Source organism: Arthrobacter sp. AG367, assembly GCF_007828995.1.
In the GTDB taxonomy this organism is placed as follows: domain Bacteria; phylum Actinomycetota; class Actinomycetes; order Actinomycetales; family Micrococcaceae; genus Arthrobacter.
Genome location: NZ_VIVE01000015.1, coordinates 17102 through 38636 on the forward strand (window position 1 = coordinate 17102; position 21535 = coordinate 38636).

Below are 21535 nucleotides of genomic sequence, written 5' to 3' on the forward strand. Positions count from 1 at the left end.
GCGGCGTCCGTAAAAGGAAAAGTACGACGGCGGAACACACCCCCGCGATCCCCGCACCAGGGGTTTCGGGGCGCCTGGAAAACCACCCATTTGGGGGATTGCCGGCCTGCCTGCCGGGCGGATACTGGAGGTATGTGGGAGGAGCGCGCGGAGCGTGCCCGGCGGGACATCGCCGCCATGGCCGCCGGCGGGATGGACCTGCCTGACCTCTATACCTCGGCGCTGGCCGTGGTGCAGCGGGAGGTGCCGTTCGAGCAAGGGTGCTGGGCCGCCGTCGACCCCGCCTCCATGGTGATGACCTCCGTTACCAACTGGCTGCCGTGGCCGGTGGGTGGGCGCCAGTTCGAGGAGTATTTCCTCCGCTTTGCCCAGTCCGAATACACAGGCCGGGAACCCAACACCTTCGCCGAGCTGCTGCGCCGGCCCCGCCCCATCGCGAGGATTTCGGATGCGCCGCACCGTGAGGTGGTCCGCAGCGTCCGGATCAACGACCTGATCAAGCCGCTGGGCTTCGAGCATGAGTTGCGGGCCGCGTTCCGCGTGGACGACTTGTGCTGGGGCGTGGGGAGCATCTTCCGGGAAGGCGGCAGCGACTTCACCGACCGGGAGGTGGAATTCCTGGGCGCGGTGACTGCCACGCTCGCGTCGGCCACCAGGGCCGCCGTCCGCGTGGCGCACCCGGCGGGACCGGCCGCCGTCGGGCCTGTCATTGTCCTGGCCGGGCTGCACGGCGACCTCCGCGCGGCCACGCCGGCCGCCGCCTCCTGGCTTGCCCAGGTGGAGGAAGCTGCGCCCGGGCGCTTCAGCCAGACGCTTTATTCGGTGGTGGCGCAGGCGCATGCGGCGGCATCCGGGACGGCGCGGGCCAGGATGCGCGACGCCGGGAACAATTGGGTGGTGCTGCAGGCCAGCAGCCTCATCACCGGCGATGATCCCGAACAGATGGTGGTCACCGTGGAACCGGCAACCACCCACGACCTCGTGGCCCTGCTGCTGATGGCGTACGGCGTGACCGCCCGGGAACGGGATGTCTGCCTGGAGGTGCTGGCCGGAAGTTCGACGGCGGAGATCGCCCGGCACCTGTTCATCTCGCCGCACACGGTGCACGACCACTTGAAGTCGCTCTTTGAAAAGGTGGGCGTCGGCAGCCGCGGCGAGCTGGTGGCCAGGCTCCTAGCCTGACGGGCAGTCTGTTTTAACGGGTCCGAGGACTCTGTGTCCGGGGGCGCCCGCCCTGGAAGCTGGAGGTACAGCCGGCAACCGGAGGATCCCATGCATGCCTTGGCGGAATCGGTGCGCACGCACCCGCTGTGGTGGTACTACGTTGTTACCTTCCTCTTGTCGTGGGGCGCCATTGTGCTGGCGGTGTGGGCTGTCACGGGCGGCCTGTCGCCTACGCCGGAGCAGTTCCAGCTCACCATCCCCGTAACCGTGCCGGCGATGCTGCTCGGACCAGCGTTGGCCAGCCTGGTGCTTACCGGAGTTGCGTCGGGACGGGCAGGCTACCGGGATCTTCGGGCGAGGCTGCTGAGATGGCGTGTGGGCGGGCGCTGGTATTTGGCCCTGCTGGTGGCGCCGGTCTGTTTGGCCGCGTTCGTGCTGGTGCTCTGGCTGGCGTCCCCGGATTACGCGCCTCGGATCGCCACGGCTACAGATAAGGGCGGCACCATCCTCACTGGACTGGCCATCGGGCTGGCGGCGGGATTCCTCGAGGAAATCGGATGGACCGGCTTCGCCATCCCCAAGGCGAGGCAGCGCTTCAGTGTTCTGTGGACGGGAATCCTGGTGGGGGTGCTGTGGGGTGCGTGGCACTTCTTCGTGAATTATTGGGGTGGGGGCGGGACCAATGGCGGGGTGCCCCTGGGAATCTTCCTGTCGCTGTGGCTGGTGGCCGTCCTCGTCGGCCAGCTTACGGCGTACCGAGTGCTCATGGTGTGGGTTTACGACCATACAGGCAGCGTGCTCCTGGCAGCGCTGATGCACGTCAGCCTCGCGGCGTTCCAGTACATCCTCAACCCGCTGACACCTGGCATTCCGCAGCAGGTCTATCCCTGGGGCCAGGCGGCCACCATGTGGCTGCTGGTTGCTGCCGTGGCCCTTGCCCGCCGCGGGGACCTCACAAAACAAAGAACGACGACGGCGCCGGCCTGAGCGCTGCGAGGCCGAGGCAGCATCTCAGTCCGCGCCCTTGCCGGCCAGGATCTGTTCGCGCAGGATGTCCGCGTGGCCGCAGTGCTGGGCGAGTTCCCGCAGCATGTGCAGGTACAACCAGCGCAGCGGGAGCGGTCCCCGCCGGTTGCCGGTCACGACGTCGTCGAGGCCCAGAGGGGCGGCAGCAGCCCGGGACGCGGCGCACGCGTCCCGGTGGGCTTTCCGGACGGAGTCGATGGTGTCGCCGTCGTCCAGGAAGAACGACTCGTCAGGAGTGGCGGGGATGCCGATCTCGCTGCGGGGACGGCCGGTGAAGGCTTCGTCGAACCAGACCTTCTCCACGAAGGTGGCATGCTTCACCAGCCCCAGCAGTGTGGTGCGGGAGGGAACCAGCCGACGCCGGACCTGCTCCTCGGTCAGCCCGTCCAGGCACCCGTTGAGCGCGGCCCGGTGCTCCTCCAGGAAGAACTCGAACTGGACACGCGCAGGTTCGTTGATGACGTCGTCCATCGAGTGGGAGTGGGAAGCCATAAGCAGACCCTAGCAAGCCGGAAAGGGAACGCGGCTTACTTCATCGCCCCCGTAAGCATGCCTCCCACGTAGTACTTCTGGAGCAGGACATAGATAACGATGCACGGGACGATCGTCACCGCGACGCCCGCCTGCAGTGCCCCCCAGTCCAAGGTCCCGAAAGTGCCGCTGGAGAGCACGTTCAAGGCCACCGGAAGGGTGTACTTGGACTGGTCTGTCATGAGGATCAGCGCGGCGAAGAACTCGTTCCACGAGGCGAAAAAGGTGAACAGCGCGGTGCTGATCACCCCCGGAATGGCCACTGGGAGCAGCACCCGGACCATGGCACGCAGCACGCTGCACCCGTCCACCAGGGCAGCTTCCTCAATGCTCGCCGGCAGCGCTGCGAAGGAATTCCTCATCAGGAAGATACCGAATGGCAGGTTAAAGGTGGTGTACACCAGCATGAGGCCCAGGAGGTTGTTGGTCAGGCCGATCTGGTGCAGCACCAGGTACAGCGGAGTGATGACCGCCTGGAAAGGGATCATGAAGGTGGCGAGGGTAGCGAAAAACAGCAGGTTGCTGCCGCGGAAGCGCAGTTTGGCGAAGCCGTAGCCGGCCAGCGTGCTCAATACGATCGTCAGGAGCGTTGCGCCAACTGAGACGAGGACGCTGTTGCCTAACTGCTGGACGAAGCCCGCACCGCCGTTCTCGTTGCCGAATAGCTTCGCGAAGTTCCCCCACGAGAAGGAACCCGGGAAAAGCGTGGGCGGCGCGGCAGCAGCCTCGGCAGGGGACTTGATCGACTGTGAGAGAACTACCCAGAACGGGTAGAGGAACAGGGCCGCGAGGCTGAGGTTGATAATCCACCAGGCCGTGCGCGGCACCGGGCGGAGTCTGGACTGCAGTGAAGTCATGGAGGGGTCCGTTTCCGATGGATTGGACTAGTTGTGGTCCGAGTTGCGGAGGATGAGCATCTGGATGGCGCTGACGACCGCGAGCACGATCATCAGCAGGGCAGAGAGCGCGGCGCCATAGCCGAGCTGGAAACCCTGGAAGGACACCCGGTAGATGTGGTACACCGCGGTGATGGTCTGGTTCGCCGGGCCGCCGCTGGTCATGATGTAGAACTGGTCGAAGGCCAGCAGTGAGCCGGCTACCGAAAAGACGAGCACCAGCGCGAGGGTGGGCCGCAGCAGCGGCAGGATGATGTAGCGGAACACCTGTGTTCGGCTTGCACCATCGATCCTGGCCGCTTCCTCGAGCTCCACGGGGATGGACTGCAAGCCCGAGTTCAGCAGCAGCATCTGCATGCCGGCAACCTTCCAGACCACCATGGCGCACACGATGCCCAGCGCTCCGGCGAAGCTTCCGAACCAGTTGTCCGAGTGCGAGGCCAGCCCGCCGCGGGTAAGCAGGTCCAGCAGGGGCCCGATGTTGGGCTGGGCCATGAAGAGCCACAGGTAACCGGCGGCGGCGAAGCCGACCACCACCGGCAGGAAATAGATGGACTGGAAGATTCTGGAAGCTTTGCCCGGACGCCGGATCAGCAGCGCCAGCGCGATCCCGATGACCAGCAGCAGGGGAGTCATGATCACGGTGTAGAGGAGGGTGAACCCGGCTGCCCGCAGGAAGTCCTGGTCCTGGAACGCCGTCGCGTAGTTGCCCAGGCCGATGAAGCTGATCTTGCCCAGCAGCGGCCAGCGGTTCAGGGACATCCACAGCATCAGGACCACGGGCAGGAAGAAGAAGACGGTGAGGAGGATCAGCGCGGGGGCGACCACCAACGCGCCGAGCCTGCTGCGCGAGGTGGTGAGGGTCCGCCGGCTCCGTGGCGGACGTAGGGGCGCCGTTGGGCGTTGGGGCTTGCCGGGGCGCGTTGTCAGGGTGGTGTGGTGTGCCAAAGTAGGTCTCCTTGAGGACGAGGCGGGTGCTGCCGCGGGTCCGCGGCAGCACCCGTGTATGTCAGGGTCCGGTCTGGATGATCTGCTGGGCGGCCTGCTGCGCCTTTTGCTGCGCGGCCTGGATGTCGCCGCCGAAGACGGCCTCGTTGATCATGGTTGCCCATGGTCCGTTGTTGTCATTGAACAGCTTGTTTTCCACGACGCTGTACGGCGTCTTGCCGGTCTCCAGCGCCTTGCTGAAGATCTCGTTGCGCGGGTCTGCCGAGGCGTAGACGCTCTTTACGAGGTCAGTCCTGACCGGGACGATGGAGTTCTTCGCCAGCAGGGTCTGGGCCTCGTCGCCCGTGGCCCACTTTACGAAGTCCCATGCGGCAGGCTTGTTCTTTGACCCGGTGGTGACCGCGATGTTGTCGCCGCCCGCGAAGGAAGCTGAGCCGCCGTTCTCTCCCGGGATGGGAGCGATGCCGTAGTCAACCTTCTTGTCCGTGTTCAGCGTCTGCGTGAAGAAGGCGCCGAGCACCACCATGCCCACTTTTCCAGCCTGGAACAGGGCCGGCTGGGCGGTGCCCGAGTCGGTCTTCGCCGCCTCCGGCATCACGCCGGCGTCGTGCATCTGCTTGTAGAACGTCAGCGCCTTGGTGACCTCGGGAGAGTCCAGCTTCGCGGTCTTGCCGTCGTCGGAGAGTACGTCGCCGCCGCTGGCCCAGACGCTGGGGGTGAACTCGAAAATGTTGCAGCCGCCGCACTGGCCGGCCATCGTGAAGCCGTAGGTGTCGGGGCCCAGGGCGCGGATCTTCTTGGCGGCGTTGAGGATCTCCTCGTAGTTTGCCGGCGGTTTGGCAGGGTCAAGGCCGGCCTTCTGGAAGAGATCCTTGTTGTAGAACAGCACGGATGCTTCGGCCGTGAAGGGCAGGGCGTAGGTCTTGTCCTCCCACGTGGAGAGGCGCGCGTGCGACGGGCTGAGCTTGTCCTTGTACGGCAGTTTCGAGGCGTCGTCGGTGATGTCCTGGAGGACCCCGGTGGAGGCGAAGTAGGGCAGGTAGACCAGGTCGATGGAAGCCACGTCCGGGCCCGACCCGCCAGCGGTTGCCGTGCCGAATTTCTGCACGAAGTTTCCGCTGGGCACGATGGTGACCTGGACCTGCGCCTTGTGGGACTTGTTGTACGCGTCCGCGAGCAGATCCATGAACCCCTTCTGTGAATCGCGGGCCCACAGCGTGATGGTCCCGCTCGGCTCCCCGGAGGAGGCCTGCAGGGAGTCGGAGCCGGAGGAACTGCCACAACCGGTGGCCGTGAGGGTGAGGGATGCCGCCAGCGCCAGTGCTGCAGCGAGTTTTGTGCGTTTCATATGCCGTTTCCTCTTCATAGGGATGGGTGGGAGGTGCAACTAGGCGAGGGGGATCCAGACCCGCATGGCGGCCGGCCCACGGTTGGCCCAGCGGAAATACGGGATGGCAGTCAGTTCGACGGGCCGCTGTTCCGCGGCTTCCGTTCCGGAGGTGCGGTAGAGCGCCTGCTCCGACTGGGGACGGGCGACGCCTGCGGCTTTGAGCACGGTGCGCACCCCGGGGATGCCCTCCGCCGCTGCAATTTCCACCGGCGCGGCCGCGTCGACCGCAAGGTCTTCCAGCACGACGCCGTCCGCCTGGTCATGCTGCTCGAGGCAGTAGACCACGGGGCCACGGACCAGGGCGACCGTGCCGCGCACAGCATCGACGCGGGGATGAGCGCTAACAATTTGGACAGGCATCGGCAGTGTCAGCAAGACGATGGTGCTCCCTTCCCAGTCGCGGCTGAGCCGGAGGTAGCCGGATGCATCAGTCACTGCCTCGATGGGCTTTCCGCCGATGGTCACCTCCGGGTCCTTGCACCACGAAGGGATGCGCACGGAGAGCGTCCACTCGCCGGCAGGAGCCGTGACCTCGATGCTGGCGTTTTCGTCCCAGGGATATTCGGTGGTTGTGGCAACAGTTATTTCGCCGCCGAAAGGTTCACCTGAGGCGCGGATCTCACCGTCGTGCAGCAGCTGGAGCTGAAGGCCGGACTCATCCTGCGTGGCTACGTAATGGTGCAGGGATGCCACGAGGCGTGCGAGGTTCGGCGGGCAGCAGGCGCATGCATACCAGGACAGGCGTTCCGACGGCGCATCCTCGGTGGAGCCGTCATGGCCGGTGCGCAGTTGCAGCGGGTTGGAGTAGAAGAAGCTGTTGCCTTCAACGGAGGTGGAAGCGGCGATGCCGTTGTAGAGGGCCCGCTCCATCTCGTCGGCGTATTTGCTGTTGCCGGTTGCCAGCAGCAGCCGCCAGCTGAAGTGCAGGCTCGCGATGGAGGCACACGTTTCGGCGTAGGCGCGGTCCGGCGGCAGCTCGAAGGCGTCGCCGAATGCCTCGTCCCGGTGCCGGGATCCGAGCGCCCCGGTGAGGTAGGCCTTCTGGGTGAAAATGTTCTCCCATAGCGATTCCGCGGCCTCCAGTAGGGATGCGTCCCCGTTTTCGAGGTAGGCATCGGCCACTCCGGTGGAGAGGTAGACCTGGCGCACTGCGTGACCTGTTGCCTCGTGGGCCGCCTTGCGGATGGGAAGGTGGTCCTGGAAATACTGGCGGCCGAACCTGTCGTCGGGGAGGATGCCGTGCCCGCGCAGTTCCAGCTGCCGGACGGCCGTTTCAAGGTAGCGCTTGTCTCCGGTCAGGCGGTAGAGCTCCACCAATGCGGTTTCCACTTCCGGGTGCCCGTCGATCTTTTCGGCGCCGCCGGGGCCGAAGTTCTCCACGATGCAGTCGGCGACGCGGCGGGCCACCTCGACGACGGCTCCGTTGCCTGTGGTGCGGGCCACGGCAACTGCCGCCTGCAGCAGGTGGCCGGCGGTGTACAGCTCGTGGCTCCACTGCAGCTTGTCCCAGCGCTTCCCGGGCTCAACGCCCTGGACCCAGGTGTTCAGGTAGCCGTCCGGCTCCTGCACCTTGGCCAGCAGCTCGCCCATGGACGCCACATACTCTTCCCACCGCGGATCCGCCTGCCTGCCGGCCTCCCAGCCCACAGCCTCCAGCGTCTTGTACAGGTCCGAGTCCTGGAACCAGAATCCGCGGAACGCCGCGTCGCTCTCGCCGACCAGCCGCCGGAAGTTGTCGAGGGCGCCGCTGGATTCCAGATTGTCGATGCAATGCGGAATGGTGGAGGTCCGGTTGAGCTCCTGCCAGCTGCCCAGATGTCCCTCTGGGCGCAGCTGCACGGAATCGAAGGCCAGCGGGCGCAGCGCGTAGTGCCCGGACGTCGTCGCCCCGACGGGCCCCGCTGCGGTCCCGCCGCCGGTACCCTGCCCTGCGGACGGTGCTGGACTGTGGTGAACAGATGTCATCAATGACCTCTTCCAAAGTGTGAATCGGAGGGAGACGGGACAGAATCCGGAAAAGCCGGAAACGGAAAATCAGGAAATCGTCTTCCGAGGCCCACCCTAAGTGACCTGCGTCTCACCTGTCAACGGCTTCTGCTAGGCTTTATGCGGGCGGAAAAGCGACTTTTCGGCTCTATGAGGAATTGGTCCGGCGGTGAAAGGGGGACTTGTGACGGAAAATAGTTTCCGTTCTTCCGGCATCGCGGCTGTAGCCGCGCGGGCGGGAGTATCGACCGGAACGGTGTCAAAGGCGCTGAACGGGACGGGCCAACTGCGGGAATCGACCCGGCTGCGGGTACGCGCCGCCGCGGAGGAGGTGGGCTGGCTGCCGAACGGTGCCGCCCGGAGCATCCGCAGTGGCAGGACCTACACCGTGGGGGTTATCACCACCGACAGTTATGGACGCTTCAGCATCCCCATCCTGCGCGGCGTCGAGGACGCCCTGGGCCTGGGCGAGATGCTTTGCTTCCTTTGTGACAGCAGGGACGATCCCATCCGGGAACAGCACTACGTGCGTACATTGCTGGCGCGGCAGGTGGACGGAATCATCGTCGTGGGCCGCAAAGTGGATCCGCGGCCGCCGCTCGGTGAAAACCTGCCAGTGCCGGTAGTCTATGCGTTCGCGCCGTCGAAGGACCCGGGGGACTGCTCCGTCACGGGGGACGAGCGGGGTGGTGCCCGCCGTGCCGTTGACCACCTCGTTAAGACCGGGCGACGCCGGATTGCCCATATCACGGGCTTGGAAAACCACGCGTCGGCGGTCCTGCGGGCGGACGGTTTCCTCGCTGCAATGGCCGACCAGGGACTGGAGCCGGTAGGGGATGTCTGGTACGGCAGTTGGACGGAGGAATGGGGCCACAACGGGGTCCGCGCGCTGTTGGCCAGCCACTCCGACGTCGATGCGATTTTCTGCGGCAGCGACCAGATCGCTCGTGGCGCCGCCTACGAACTTGAGCGGCATGGCTTGTCGATCCCCGACGACGTGGCACTGATCGGCGTGGACAACTGGTCCCCGTTCACCGATGGGTACAGACCGCATCTGTCCAGTATCGACCTGAACCTCTCCACTATTGGCAGGCGGGCGGGCGAGGCCCTGCTGTCAGCGCTCGACGGCATACCCCTTCCGGGCGTACATATCGTGGATTGTGACCTTATCGTCCGTGAGTCCTCCGGTCCGCGGGGGTGACCCGCCGGCAAACGGTTGGCAGCGCCTGCGGCTATGGCCGCGGTTCCGGGGGCCGCCGGTGCCTGTGGTGGAGCTCGTAGTGGTCGAACACATCGGAGGACGTGCTTCCCACGTGGCCGAACTTCCCGCGCAGCACTTCGGCCAGGTCGTCCAGCGCGGCGTAGAGCATCCGCCCGGCAAACCGGAGTTCGGGGTTGTCGCTGTCCTGCGCATCCGAGGCCAGGTGGTGGGCGTAGGCGATGGTGGCGGGAAGGGAACCCCGTTGCTCCACCTCATGGAAGTAATAGGTCTCGTGGAAGGACAGGAGATCGATGCTCACGGACGCCACGTTCTCCGCCATGGATTCCAGCAGTCCTGCTGCATGCCGTGCATCAAGTGAGGCGATGCCGGACGGACCCGCCGCTTCCCGGAACAGGTTCAACTGGTGGGCGAGTGCGCGCCGGCGGCTCAGCGCCGGGTAGGTCTGCAGGATCCACGAGACCGTGGCGGTCAGCAGGCCGAAACCGGCTACAGCCTGGAACGCCATCACCAGCCGCAGCAGCGGGTGCGTGGCCACGATCTCACCGAATCCAGCGGTGGAGAGGGCCACCAGCGAGATGTACAGGGCCTCCGCAAAGTCGGCCTGCCGGGGCACGTCGGCCGAGTAGGTGAACCCGTTCGACAAATGCGGGAGGTACAGCAGCGCCCAGCCCACGGCGGCCAGCGCCGCCCAGGCAGCGATGACAGCCGCCATGGCCAGCGGGGCTGCGATGGACGAGGCCCCGCCCCTGAGTTTCCTGGACAGCAGCCAGAACCCGCGCATGATGGTCCGGCCCACCGGGCCCGAGCCGTGCGGATACAGCAGGGTATGGAAGACGTCGGCGACCATCAGCAGAATCAGCGCGGCACCAATCACCGTCAGGAGCGCGTCCTCGAAGTTCATGCCTCATCTTAAGTGCGCGGGCTGCCCAACCGGGGACCGGACAAGGCATAGAGGTTCGACGGCGGAACACGGCGTGGGAGCAAGGGGCCACTCGTTAGGCTGGCGCCATGGACTTTCGACTTCGCCAAGCGACACCGGAGGACGCCGAGGCGGTGGTGCTCATGCAGACTCTGGCCCATGAGGAGTGCTACCCGCATCTGCTCTCTGCGGAATTCTTCCGCCGCCGCAGGGCCAGCATCCCCGAGCGGGTGGAACGCCGGCGGCCATTCCTGGCCACTGACGAGCCACGGATCCTCGCGCTGGACGCCGACAATGACCTGGTGGGCTTCGCGGACGCCGGCCCGGGGCGCGACGACGACGGCCCCGAAGCCGTGGAGCTCTACTCGATCTACACCCTCCGGCGGACCTACGGAACGGGCCTTGGGGCAGCCCTGGTGAGCGCCGCCGTCGGCTCCGGCCCGGCCTACCTCTGGGTGGTGGAGAACAATCCCCGCGCCCTGGCCTTCTACCTGAAGCAGGGGTTCCGGCCGGACGGCAGGCGCAACACGCTGCCACCCGAGTGGGAGGGGCTGCCGGAGTTCCGGTTGGTCCGGCGCAGCAGCCAATAGTGTTCGACGGCGGCCCGTGGCCTGAGTGCAGCGCCCGCCTGAGTGCAGCGCGGGGCTTTAGTGCGGAGTCAGTTCATAGCGCCCGGGCGAGCGCCCGGCCGGCGGTCAGGCCGGTGAAGAGACAGCCGCCCAGGAAGGTGCCTTCCAGCGCGTTGTAGCCGTGGGCGCCGCCGCCGCCGAACCCCGCTGCCTCGCCGGCGGCGTACAGCCCGGGAATGGGGGCGCCGTCCTGTCCGAGGGCCTGGCCGTCAAGGTTGGTCTGGATCCCGCCCAGCGTCTTCCGCGTGACAACGTGCAGCCGGACGGCGATCAGTGGGCCCGCGGCAGGGTCCAGGATCCGGTGCGGCTTGACGGTACGGAAGAGCCGGTCGCCCAGGTACCGGCGGCTGTTGCGGATGCCCGCAACCTGGACATCCTTGGAGAAGGGGTTCCTGATCTCGGCGTCGCGCTCCTCGATCTGCCGCCTTATCAGCGCATGGTCCAGCAGCGGCTGGTCAGTCAGCCCGTTCATTCCGCGGACCAGGTCCGCCAGGTTGTCCGCCACCACAAAGTCCGCGCCGTGCTCCTTGAACGCCTCGATGGGACCGGACGCGCCGCGGCCCAGCCGGGTCTTCAGCAGCAGCTTGAGGTCCCGGTTGGTGATGTCCGGGTTCTGCTCGGAGCCGGAGAGGGCAAACTCCTTTTCGATGATGCGCTGGTTGAGGATGAACCAGGAATGGTCGTGCTGCTGAAGCTCCGGCGTTGTCCGGAGGAGGCGGAGGGTGCCCAGGGTGTCGTAGCCGGGCAGGCCGGGGGAGGGAAGGCGCCGGCCCAGGGCATCGAACCAGAGGGACGACGGGCCGGGCAGGATCCGGATGGCATGGTCCGGCCAGATGGGGTTCCAGTTCTGGATCCCTTCGGTGTAGTGCCACATCCGGTCACGGTTCACCAGCCGCACCCCGGCCCCGTCTGCGATGTCCAGCATCCGTCCGTCGACGTGCTGCGGCACGCCTGTGACCATTTTCCGCGGCGGCGTCCCCAGCCGCGCAGGCCACCAGCGCCGAACCTGCCCGTGGTTGCCGCCGATTCCGCCGGACGCGATCACCACGGCCTGGGCCCGGAGTTCGAATTCGGCAACAACATCCCGGTTTGAGGACACCCCGCGCGGGGAATCATCAGGCGCCAGCACCGCGCCCCGCACCCCGGTGACCGTGCCGCCGTCGAACGTTAAACCGTCCACCCGGTGCCGGAAGAAGAACCTGGCGCTGCCCGCCCCGGAGGCCGCCCGCGCCTTGTCCGCGAACGGCTCCGAAACCCCGGTGCCGGTCCCCCACGGGACGTGGAAGCGGGGGACCGAATTGCCGTGGCCGCCGGCCCTGCCGTCGCCGCGCTCGGCCCAGCCCACCAGCGGGGTGAACCGGATGCCCTGTTCCTGCAGCCACGCGCGCTTCTCACCGGCGGCGAACTCCACATAGGCACGGCCCCACTGCTGCGCCCACTCGTCCTCAGGGTTGGGCCCGGAAAGCCGGTCCCACTGGGCGGAACCCTGCCAGTCCTGCCACGCCAGGTCGAAGGAATCCTTCACGCCCAGGCGCCGCTGCATGGGGGTGTCCACCAGGAAGAGCCCGCCCAGGGACCAGAAGGCCTGCCCGCCCAGGTTGGCCGGGTTTTCCTGGTCCACGATGGCCACCCGCCAGCCCGCACGGACCAGCTCATTGCTGGCCACCAGCCCGGCCAGGCCACCGCCGATGATGATGACGTCCGCGTCCAGGCCTGTCACCGGGCGTTGTCCCGGCTGCCGGCGGCACCGGAGCGGCCGGCGCTCCCGGCGGCACGAGCCAGCTTTTCGAACGAATCGCTCCACCCGTTCCGGTGCAGTTCCAGCCGCTCCTCCGTGAGGAACGGTCCCTGCGAGAGCACCACCCGGGTTCCGGTTCCGGTGCCGGTGAGGGAGAGGTCCACGACCGTCTCGGTGTCGTCCGGCGCCGGTTCCTCCCAGGCGAAGGTGTAGACCAGGCGCCAGGGCGGATCGATCTCCAGGAACTTTCCTGAGAGGTGGAACGGTTCGCCCTCCGGCGGGGCCATGCGGAACCGGTAGCGCCCGCCCGCCACCAGGTTGATGTCCACTTCGGGGATACTGAAGCCGTGCGGGCCCCACCAGTCGGCAAGCCGGGCAGGTTCCGTCAGCAGCAGGAACGTTGTCTCCGGCGGGGACGGGACCGTGCACTCCAGGTTCAGGACCAGCGCGGCTGGTTGCTCACTCATCGTCCCACTCTGCCATCCGCCGCGGCGGGCGGAAAGCAAGGCGCTGCGTGTGCGTGCCCGATGGGCGGTGCAGGGCTGACAGGGGAGTGCCTCAGCCAACCAAGCCGCTCGCCGCGCAATTCCTGCCGCTCGGCGCGCCAATAGTACGTTTGCTGATGATTTGCATGATGATAGCCCAAGGCAAAGGGCCCGGGTTCAACAAGGCCTTTCGCCTCTGGATCGATCAGACATCGACGTCATCGACAAGCAAAGGGAATCAACCATGGGCTTCCTGGACCGTGACCACTCCATCGCCCCGCCGGGCTTCAACCGCTGGCTGGTCCCGCCCGCGGCGCTCGCCGTCCATCTGTGCATCGGCCAGGCCTACGCCACCAGCGTCTACAAGACGGCGCTGGTCAAGCACTTCGGGGCCAGCCTGACCGAGATCGGCGTCATCTTCTCCATCGCCATCGTGATGCTGGGCCTTTCCGCCGCTGTCATGGGCACCTGGGTGGACACCAACGGCCCGCGCAAGGCGATGTTCACCTCCGCGATGTTCTGGGCGGGCGGCTTCCTGATCGGCTCGGTGGGTATCTTCACCCACCAGCTGTGGCTCGTCTACCTCGGGTACGGCTTCGTGGGCGGCATCGGCCTGGGCATCGGCTACATCTCGCCGGTGTCCACGCTGATCAAGTGGTTCCCGGACCGCCCCGGCCTGGCCACCGGCATGGCGATCATGGGCTTCGGCGGCGGCGCGCTGATCGCCAGCCCCGTGTCCCAGGCCCTGCTGAAGGCGTACGATCCGAACTCCGGCGCCCAGGGCTGGGTGGCCAGCGGCGATGCCGTGGGCAAGCTCTTCCTGACGCTCGCCGTCGTCTATCTCGCCTACATGCTGTTCGGCGCCTTCACCGTCCGGGTGCCCGCCGACGGGTGGCGGCCCGCAGGGTTCGACCCCGCCAAGGTCAAGGCGGCCAAGCTCGTCACCACGGAGAACGTGTCGGCGAAAAACGCCATCAAGACCCGGCAGTTCTGGCTGGTATGGGTGGCGCTGTTCTGCAACGTCACGGCCGGCATCGGCATCCTGGAGCAGGCGGCGCCCATGATCCAGGACTTCTTCCGGCAGTCCGACGGAAAGTCCCTGGTCAGTGCGAGCGTTGCTGCGGGCTTTGTGGGGCTGCTGTCCATCGGCAACATGTCGGGCCGCTTCGCCTGGTCCGCCACCTCCGACGTCACGGGGCGCAAGCGCATCTACATGGTGTACCTGGGCGTAGGCGCCGTGCTGTATACGGTGCTGGCGTTGGCCGGATCCACCGCCACCGCCCTTTACGTGGTGCTTGCCTTCGTCATCATCTCCTTCTACGGCGGCGGGTTTGCTACCGTCCCGGCGTACCTGCGGGACCTCTTCGGGACGTACCAGGTAGGCGCCATCCACGGCCGGCTGCTCACCGCCTGGTCCGCGGCCGGGGTGGCCGGGCCGCTGATCGTCAACAGCATCCTGGACGCGCAGGGCAAGCCCGGGCAGCTGAATGCCGCGTCCTACCAGCCCGCGCTGCTGACCATGGTGGCCCTGCTGGTCATCGGGTTCGTGGCCAACCTGCTGGTCAAGCCCGTCGATGCACGGTTCCACGAACGCCGCCCCGAGCGGCACGAATCTTCCCTGGAGGCATGAAATGAGCAGCACAGCAGACAACCACGGCGCGCACCAGCCGGTCCGCCGGTCCACCGGCAGGCTGGTACTGGCTTGGGTTTTGGTGGGAATACCGCTGGCCTTTGGGGTCTTCCAGACGCTCACCCAGGTGGCGGCGCTGTTCGGGTAGCCGCCTGGGCTGGGCCAGCGTTGGACCGTGCGTCACAGTGGCCCAGTTTTGGTCGGCAAGCGACGGCAGCCGCCCGCGATACTCAGGGTTTCATCATGAAAACTGGGCCACTCTGGGCGCGCATCACGCCAGGCGTCAGGCCGTGGCAGGGTTGGTGAGCCGGCTGCGCAGCACCGTTGCGGTCAGCCACGTGACCACGCTGCAGGCCGCGGCTCCCCACGGGATGTCCGTCACGGCCACCAGGGCCGTGAATTCCTTCAGCACAGCGAACCCGGTCAGCGCCCATGTGGCGTAGGTGAAGAACCCAAAGAGGGCAGCGCCGCCCACCCGCTGCCGCAGGCTGATGCCGGGGGTGTTGGGCCGGACGCCGTAGTGCACCATCCCCGCCACGTAGATGACATAGAAGAGGACAGCGCCGGGCAGATTGGCCCTGGGCGCCAGCAGGTGGCCGATCTGGCTCTGGTACAGCGGGTTGGCCACCAGCAGGATCCACACCACATCCAGCACCGCGAATATCAGTGCGCTGACAACGTACGTGATCAGCCAGTTTCTGGTGCGGGGGCCCATGCTTTGACTCCTTGTGTCGGTGACGGTTGCAGAAGCTGTTCGGCGCCGTGGCAAGGGATGGACTGGTCAAACGCGCGAGCCACCCATACAAGCCCCCCGCCGCTCCGAAGACCAAGTGGCAGGCGCCGTGCGTTGTGGAGAATGAAGGTGGCCGCATGATCGTTGGGACCGGCCGTGCAGCAGAGCGCGGCGGGCCAGGGAAAGGAACGTGTCCGTGAACGAAAAGAGCCGCAAGGCACTCATCAGCATCATAATTGCCGTGGTGGTGGCGGTGCTCATTGCCTTGGCCGGCAGCCAGGGCGGCTCCCGGATTGGCGGGTTCCCGGTGTTCGCGCTGGGGGTTGCCATCGCGTTCGTGATCCAGTGGCTGGTGTTCATCCCGTCCTACAGGGCGCAGACGGAAAAGTTCTACGACCTTACCGGCGCCCTGACCTACATCTCCATCACGGAGTTCCTGGTCCTGGCCTCCCCGGGCGTGGACGCGCGGGGCATGGTGCTGGCAGCCATGGTGGTGCTGTGGGCCGCGCGGCTGGGCAGTTTCCTGTTTATGCGGATCAGCAAGCACGGCAAGGACGACCGCTTCGATGAGCTCAAGCCGGACTTCTTCCGTTTCCTGAACACCTGGACCATCCAAGGCCTGTGGGTGGTACTCACCACGGCGCTGGCCTGGGTGGCCATCACGTCCGACCAGAAGGTGGGCCTGGACGGGTTCTTCTGGGTGGGCCTGCTGGTATGGGCCGCAGGGATCGCCACCGAGACCGTGGCTGACCTCCAGAAGACCCGCTTCAAGGACGACCCCGCTAACAAGGGCCGCTTCATCAGCACCGGACTGTGGTCCAGGTCCCGCCACCCCAACTACTTCGGCGAGATCACGCTCTGGGTGGGCGTGGCCATCATCGCCCTGCCCGTCCTGCAGGGCTGGCAGTGGGCGGCCCTAATCTCCCCGGTTTTCGTGGCCGTGCTGCTGATCAAGGGCAGCGGCGTGCCGCCCCTGGAGAAGAAGGCGGACAAGAAGTGGGGCGGCCAGGCGGACTATGAGGAGTACAAGAAGAACACGCCCGTGCTGGTACCCAAGCTCAAATAGGGGCTTTGGGCAGGACGTACGACGGCGGCACCCGGGCTGGGTGCCGCCGTCGCGGCTTGGAAGGGCGGTTCGCTCCAAGCAAGTAGCCCCTAACCTCCGATCCGAGTACCCCCTTACCCGTGCCCGGCGGCGGGTGGCAACGTAGTCTCGAAAGACAGTGCGGTTATGCAGAGGCCTCTTGCGCTGCACACGTTGCTGGGGACGTGGGGTTCTACTCCGGGGAGCGACATTGTCAAAGCATAGGAATTTCAACAGGGGTCTACCGGGCAGCGGAGGCAGGCCTCCCTGGCTCAACAGGCCGAAGGACATGAAACCCGGGGCGGTGCTGACGGCGCTCCTGCTTGCGGCCGAGGGCGGCATGGTCATGGTGCCGGTTGCCGCGACAGCCGCTGGCGCGCAATTGCCCGCTGCCACAAACTGTTCGGCCACCCTGCTCCCGGGCATCGGCGGCCAGGGCAGCAACGCAGTGGCGTCGAGCAGTAACGGCCTGGTGGTAGGCCTCGCCGATACTGCCTCCGGAGGATCCGCGCCGGTGCTCTGGCGCGATGGCCAGCCCACCCAGTTGGCGATTCCACTCGATGCCGCAGTCCCCACCTCCGTAAACAAGGACGGAGTAGTCGTCGGCACGGGATATGACACGGCCAATGAGGTCCTGGTCGGCTGGTGGTGGCAGAACGGTGTCTATCACACCCTTCCCGTCAACCCGGGTGACATCGCGCTCCCGTCGATGGTCTCGGACAGCGGCGTCGTGGTCGGCGCGCTGATTAACGACGAGGAGCACTCGGACGGCCCGGGCGCGGATGACGACGAGCGTCCCGCTGTCTGGTCCACGCTGACCACGGCACCCCGGGCGCTCACCCTGCCCGCCGGTGCACAAGGTGGGCATGCTTTCGCGATCGGTCCGGACGGCACGATCGGCGGGGTGGCCCTCGACAGCGGCGGCACGCCGGTCCTGTGGTCGCCGGCCGGTACCCCGACGTCCCTTCCGACCCTTAGCGGGCGCGGCGGTGTGGTCCTTGCCATCGACTCGACGGGGCAGGCGATCGGCCAGAGCGCCGTCAATGAGGGAACCCACGCTGCCACCTGGGACAAGTCCGGCTCCGTCAGCGATGCAGGCGCGGCAGCCGGCCCCTCCTCGAGTGCGGCATCGGGCGTTCCGGGCATCGCGGTGGGAACCGGCAGTTCGTCGTCCTTCCACGGGGACCGCCCCCAAGCGGTGATGTGGATCGGCAAGAGCGCACGGATCCTGCCGCCGGGCTCTGACGGCCAGTTCACCGGAGTGTCCGGGGCGGCCACGTCGGCCTCACGGCAGGCCGGCCCCACCGTTATCACCGGGTACTCCGCCGCAGCCAACGGGCTGCGCCGCGCTACTGTTTGGAGCTGTAAGTGAACGCCCGCAGGCGCATGCGCCACCCACTGCGCTTGGCGCTGGCAGTCCTTCTCGGCACTGCACTCGTCCTTGCGAATGTCTCCTTCCTTGCCACATCGTGGAACCCGCAGGCCACCGCGGCCACCACCGTGAGCCTGGGGTTCGCCGGTGACACCGGCGGCAACACGAACACCGGCAAGGTGATCGATGCGGCACGCAACGCCGGGACCTCCGCCATGTTCAACCTCGGCGACCTGTCCTACTCCCAGATCACTCCGGAGTCTGCCTGGTGTTCTTTCGTCAAGCAGCACGCCGGGACCATGCCCTATGAGTTCATCACCGGGAACCACGAGGACGACGGGCCCGACGGCGTCTGGTCCAACTTCGCCTCGTGCCTGCCGGACAAGCTCGGCGCGGTGGGGAATTACGCCCAGCAGTTCTACACGGACTATCCGGCAACCAGCCCCCTGGTCCGGCTGATCATGGTGTCCCCGAAGCTGACGTACAGCGGAAGCGGCCTTGACTGGTCCTATAAGTCCGGGACGCAGGGCTACAAATTCGTGACGTCGGCCATCGACTCGGCCCGTGCTGACGGGATCCCCTTCATCATCGTTGGCATGCACATGTACTGCCTGTCGATGGTGAACTATCCCTGTGCCGCCAGTCCTGACCTGATGAACATGCTGGTGTCCAAGAAGGTGGATCTGTACCTGCAGGCGCACGACCATGCCTACGCTCGCAGCTACCCGCTGGCGCTCAAGGGCAGCTGCACGTCCATCCCCGTCACCAGCTTCAATCCCGACTGTGTGGCCGACACCGATCCGACGGGGCAGTTCGCCGCCGGTACCGGGACCATCCTGGCCACAGTTGGTTCGGGCGGCAGGTCGCTCAACAGTGAGAGCAACACGACGACGGCTCCGTACTTCCAGCGGTTCATGGGCAGCAACAACAATCCAACGTATGGCTTCCTGAAGGTGTCGGTGACCAGCACCACCCTGAGCGGGTCATTCGTCGGCGCCTCGGGCGGGACGTTCACCGACAATTTCTCGGTCACCCGGCCGGCCCCTTCACCAAGCCCGACGCCGACAGCTACAGCTACAGCTACTGCGACAGCGACTGCCACGGCCACGCCAACGCCTACCCCGACACCAACCGCAACTGACACGGCAACGCCCACGACGACGACGCCCCCGGCGGCAGCCGTCTCGGTCCGGTCGACGGCCACGGGATCGGGTGAACTGACGGCGGCCGGGTCCTATACGCCCTCCCTGCCGGCAGGCTGGCAGCCTGGCGACACGGTATTCCTGTACTCGCAGGTAACCGTGTCCGGGTCCGCGAACACCACCGCTCCGGCGGGGTGGACACGGGCAGTGGGCGATTTCACCAGCGCCAGCTCCGCCTCGGCGCACCAGGCAGTCTGGTACCGGGTGATGCAGGCCGGTGATACCGCGCCGAGCGTGCCTGAGCCCGCCTCCCGGTATGCCTGGTCCACTGTTGCCGTCCAGGGCGCAAACACCACAACGCCGCTGGACGTCACGCCCACCACGGACACCAACAGCGGGGTGGCCTACCCGGATGTCCGGGCGCCGTCCATCACGCCGGTAACACCGGGGTCGCTGTTGTTGACCGCCCACGGCGTCAGGAACGGCACCAACTCGGCCACCACGTCCTTCACGCCACCGGCAGGGACCACCGAGCTGGGTGATGCCACCTCCAATATCGCGGCCAAGTCGAACGCGGCCATTGAGGTCAACGCCCTTCCGCTGACCGATACGTCCGCCACCGGCACGAAGGCCGCCACGGCATCCTCAAGCCTGGGCACGCTCATCAACCAGTGCGGCTCGGCCATCGTGGTGCGGCCGGCGGGTCCGTGAGCGGGAGCCAATGATGATGCAGCGGAAGCCTACGTAGCCGCCTCCGGAGGGCTTTCGACGGCGGCACCCGGCCCGGGTGCCGCCGTCGCCGTGTCTGCGCCGTACTTGTGCACGCCTGTCCGGCCCAGCAGGGCGACGCCGAGGGTGAGGAGTGCGGTCAGCAGGACCCCGAGCCCCAGGTGGAGCTGCACGAACCCGGCGCCCACCGCTGCGCCGGCCATGATGAGCCCGATCGCCGCGAGCCGCCGTCCCCAGAACGGGTGGGTGCCGGCGCCAAAGCGGGAGTCGGCCGCCAGTCCCGTGATGGTGGAAGTGACCACCACGGTGGGGACATCCTTGACATTGAGGTGCCGCGCGGTGGCGGCCTGCACACCCATGGTCACCGCCAGGGTGCCGGTGATGGCAACGGTCAGGGCTTCATTGTGCCTGGGGTGCACGCCGCTGAGGAGGAGGGTGGCCACAACAGCCATCACAGCGCTGACGCCCACCAGCAGCCCGGTGGTGCGGCGGTTCCACCCTGACGTGGTGGGCCGCAGCGCCCGGCCGGAGATGACGGCGCCGGTCATGAATCCCGTGAGCGCCACGATGGGGCCAAGGATCGGGAGGTTGTCCCCGCCCAGCAGCGCCATGCCCAGGATCACCACGTTGCCGGTCATGTTCGCCGTGAACACCCGGTCCAGGCCCAGATAACCGACGGCGTCGAGCACCCCGGTGGAAAACGTGAGGACCAGCATGAGCACCAGGTGCAGCCTGGCCGGATGGGCGGGGAGGAAGCGGGCGGGCATGCGCATACCTTTCGGCAGTCCTGGTGGCGGGACGCGGATTGTGCCCAGCAGGGGCGACTGTTCCAGTATGCGCCGGGGCCTTGCCGGCCGGGGAAACGCGGGAAGAGGGAGCAGCCGCAGGGCTGGCGCAGGAGTCGGGAAGGATTGGCCCAGTTGGTCCCCAACCGGCCGTTTTGGCAGGTGCCGGCCGCTAGGCTCGTCCGTGGCGCCAGCGGTCTTGGGGGAGCTGGCGCCGTCAATTCTTGCTGCGCACAACCTGGGGAACTGCATGTCCAGCTTCACGTCCTTGCCCGAAACAATGCCCGCGCCAGGCACGCGCTGGGCGGCCGCCGTCGTCCTTTCCGCGTTGTTGGCGCTCTTCACTCCAAACGTGGCGGCGGTTGCGGTCGACGGCAGCACCACGGCCCAGCCGTCCGGTGCCGTCCAAGCGGTCGATGTGCTGGAGACCCTCCCGGTCAAGGGCCGGGCGCCGAAGACGGGGTACGAGCGGTCGCTGTTCGGGCCAACGTGGGCGGACGTGGACCAGAACGGCTGCGACACCCGCAACGACATCCTGCGGCGGGACCTTGCCGAGGTCACCTACACCGGCAGCGTCCCCTGCACCGTCAAGACGGGCGTGCTCGCGGACCCGTACATCGGAACGGTCATCAACTTCGTCCGCGGCACCACCACCAGCAGCGCCGTGCAGATCGACCACGTGGTGGCGCTCAGTGACGCCTGGCAGAAGGGCGCGCAGCAGCTGACCACCGAGCAGCGGACGGCGTTCGCGAATGATCCGCTGAACCTGCAGGCAACGGACGGACCCACCAACCAGCAAAAGGGCGACGGCGACGCGGCCACCTGGTTGCCGCCGGCCAAGGCCTTCCGATGTGAGTATGTGGCCCGGCAGGTGTCGGTGAAGGCGCGGTACAGCCTGTGGGTGACGCAGGCGGAGCACGACGCGATCGCCGGCATCCTGGCAAGCTGCCCCGGCCAGCCGGCACCGGCGACTGTGGCGCCCGCCGCCGCTACGGCTGTTGTGTACTACGCGAACTGCGCCGAGGCGGTGGCTGCGGGAGCCGCGCCGCTGTATTTGGGCACTGCCGGCTATCGGGCCGGGCTGGACGGCGACGGCGACGGGGTGGCCTGCGAAGGGTAGCCGCGG

Annotated in this window: 20 protein-coding genes; 10 read left to right on the forward strand and 10 right to left on the reverse strand. The window is 67.0% G+C overall.

Features of this window, described 5'->3' with window-relative positions:
• Positions 1-132: 132 nt before the first annotated feature.
• Positions 133-1182 carry a LuxR family transcriptional regulator gene (locus FB478_RS20650; RefSeq protein ID WP_144601504.1) on the forward strand — a complete coding sequence of 350 codons (1050 nt, stop codon included), beginning with the start codon at positions 133-135 and terminating at the stop codon, positions 1180-1182.
• Between the two features lie 90 nt (positions 1183-1272).
• Positions 1273-2151, forward strand: coding sequence for a CPBP family intramembrane glutamic endopeptidase (locus FB478_RS20655; protein ID WP_144601505.1), 879 nt, complete (start codon positions 1273-1275; stop codon positions 2149-2151).
• A 24-nt stretch (positions 2152-2175) separates the two neighbouring features.
• On the opposite strand, the gene FB478_RS20660 is transcribed toward FB478_RS20655, so the two are convergent.
• The 5 genes from FB478_RS20660 to FB478_RS20680 all read right to left on the reverse strand — a co-directional run bounded on the left by FB478_RS20660 (position 2176) and on the right by FB478_RS20680 (position 7920).
• Positions 2176-2682, reverse strand: a complete 507-nt coding sequence (locus FB478_RS20660) for a DinB family protein (RefSeq protein WP_144601506.1) — start codon at positions 2680-2682, stop codon at positions 2176-2178.
• A gap of 35 nt (positions 2683-2717) precedes the next feature.
• A complete protein-coding gene (locus FB478_RS20665) occupies positions 2718-3578 on the reverse strand; it encodes a carbohydrate ABC transporter permease (RefSeq protein ID WP_056393234.1) in 861 nt (286 codons plus the stop codon).
• A 27-nt stretch (positions 3579-3605) separates the two neighbouring features.
• Positions 3606-4565 carry a carbohydrate ABC transporter permease gene (locus tag FB478_RS20670; RefSeq protein ID WP_223994064.1) on the reverse strand — a complete coding sequence of 320 codons (960 nt, stop codon included), beginning with the start codon at positions 4563-4565 and terminating at the stop codon, positions 3606-3608.
• A 61-nt stretch (positions 4566-4626) separates the two neighbouring features.
• Positions 4627-5913: a sugar ABC transporter substrate-binding protein gene (locus FB478_RS20675; RefSeq protein ID WP_056393237.1), complete on the reverse strand. Its 1287-nt coding sequence runs from the start codon at positions 5911-5913 to the stop codon at positions 4627-4629.
• Positions 5914-5952: 39 nt separating this feature from the next.
• Positions 5953-7920, reverse strand: coding sequence for a glycoside hydrolase family 127 protein (locus FB478_RS20680; protein WP_261377491.1), 1968 nt, complete (start codon positions 7918-7920; stop codon positions 5953-5955).
• Positions 7921-8125: 205 nt separating this feature from the next.
• Between FB478_RS20680 and FB478_RS20685 the strand changes: the two genes are divergently transcribed.
• Positions 8126-9142, forward strand: coding sequence for a LacI family DNA-binding transcriptional regulator (locus tag FB478_RS20685; protein WP_026265967.1), 1017 nt, complete (start codon positions 8126-8128; stop codon positions 9140-9142).
• 31 nt (positions 9143-9173) lie between these two features.
• Here the strand turns inward: FB478_RS20685 and FB478_RS20690 are convergent, their stop codons facing one another.
• Positions 9174-10064 carry a potassium channel family protein gene (locus FB478_RS20690; RefSeq protein ID WP_056393239.1) on the reverse strand — a complete coding sequence of 297 codons (891 nt, stop codon included), beginning with the start codon at positions 10062-10064 and terminating at the stop codon, positions 9174-9176.
• Between the two features lie 107 nt (positions 10065-10171).
• On the opposite strand from FB478_RS20690, the gene FB478_RS20695 reads away from it, so the two are divergent.
• Positions 10172-10672 (forward strand): GNAT family N-acetyltransferase, encoded by a 501-nt coding sequence (locus FB478_RS20695; protein WP_144601507.1) that lies wholly within the window; start codon positions 10172-10174, stop codon positions 10670-10672.
• Positions 10673-10745: 73 nt separating this feature from the next.
• Here FB478_RS20695 and FB478_RS20700 read toward each other — a convergent pair whose 3' ends face one another.
• Positions 10746-12422: an FAD-binding dehydrogenase gene (locus FB478_RS20700; RefSeq protein WP_144601523.1), complete on the reverse strand. Its 1677-nt coding sequence runs from the start codon at positions 12420-12422 to the stop codon at positions 10746-10748.
• A 5-nt stretch (positions 12423-12427) separates the two neighbouring features.
• The gene (locus tag FB478_RS20705) at positions 12428-12916 is read right to left on the reverse strand and encodes an SRPBCC domain-containing protein (protein ID WP_144601508.1); all 489 of its coding nucleotides are present in this window, start codon (positions 12914-12916) and stop codon (positions 12428-12430) included.
• A gap of 262 nt (positions 12917-13178) precedes the next feature.
• Here FB478_RS20705 and FB478_RS20710 point away from each other — a divergent pair, with 262 nt between their 5' ends.
• Entirely contained in the window at positions 13179-14564 is a 1386-nt protein-coding gene (locus tag FB478_RS20710; protein WP_018770536.1) for an OFA family MFS transporter, read from the forward strand.
• A gap of 1 nt (position 14565) precedes the next feature.
• On the forward strand, positions 14566-14712 hold the full coding sequence (locus FB478_RS21215) for a hypothetical protein (RefSeq protein WP_186447862.1): 147 nt from the start codon (positions 14566-14568) through the stop codon (positions 14710-14712).
• A 135-nt stretch (positions 14713-14847) separates the two neighbouring features.
• Here the strand turns inward: FB478_RS21215 and FB478_RS20715 are convergent, their stop codons facing one another.
• Positions 14848-15279, reverse strand: a complete 432-nt coding sequence (locus tag FB478_RS20715) for a DUF2177 family protein (protein ID WP_144601509.1) — start codon at positions 15277-15279, stop codon at positions 14848-14850.
• 214 nt (positions 15280-15493) lie between these two features.
• On the opposite strand from FB478_RS20715, the gene FB478_RS20720 reads away from it, so the two are divergent.
• The 3 genes from FB478_RS20720 (at position 15494) to FB478_RS21220 (ending at position 19606) form a co-directional block, all read left to right on the forward strand.
• Entirely contained in the window at positions 15494-16363 is an 870-nt protein-coding gene (locus FB478_RS20720; protein ID WP_144601510.1) for a DUF1295 domain-containing protein, read from the forward strand.
• A gap of 307 nt (positions 16364-16670) precedes the next feature.
• Positions 16671-17753, forward strand: coding sequence for a hypothetical protein (locus FB478_RS20725; RefSeq protein WP_144601511.1), 1083 nt, complete (start codon positions 16671-16673; stop codon positions 17751-17753).
• The gene (locus FB478_RS21220) at positions 17750-19606 is read left to right on the forward strand and encodes a metallophosphoesterase (protein WP_186447863.1); all 1857 of its coding nucleotides are present in this window, start codon (positions 17750-17752) and stop codon (positions 19604-19606) included. The genes FB478_RS20725 and FB478_RS21220 overlap by 4 nt, the downstream gene beginning before the upstream one ends.
• Before the next feature lie 29 nt (positions 19607-19635).
• Here the strand turns inward: FB478_RS21220 and FB478_RS20740 are convergent, their stop codons facing one another.
• Positions 19636-20391 (reverse strand): YoaK family protein, encoded by a 756-nt coding sequence (locus FB478_RS20740; protein ID WP_144601514.1) that lies wholly within the window; start codon positions 20389-20391, stop codon positions 19636-19638.
• Between the two features lie 268 nt (positions 20392-20659).
• Between FB478_RS20740 and FB478_RS20745 the strand changes: the two genes are divergently transcribed.
• A complete protein-coding gene (locus FB478_RS20745; protein ID WP_144601515.1) occupies positions 20660-21529 on the forward strand; it encodes a DUF1524 domain-containing protein in 870 nt (289 codons plus the stop codon).
• Positions 21530-21535 lie beyond the last annotated feature (6 nt).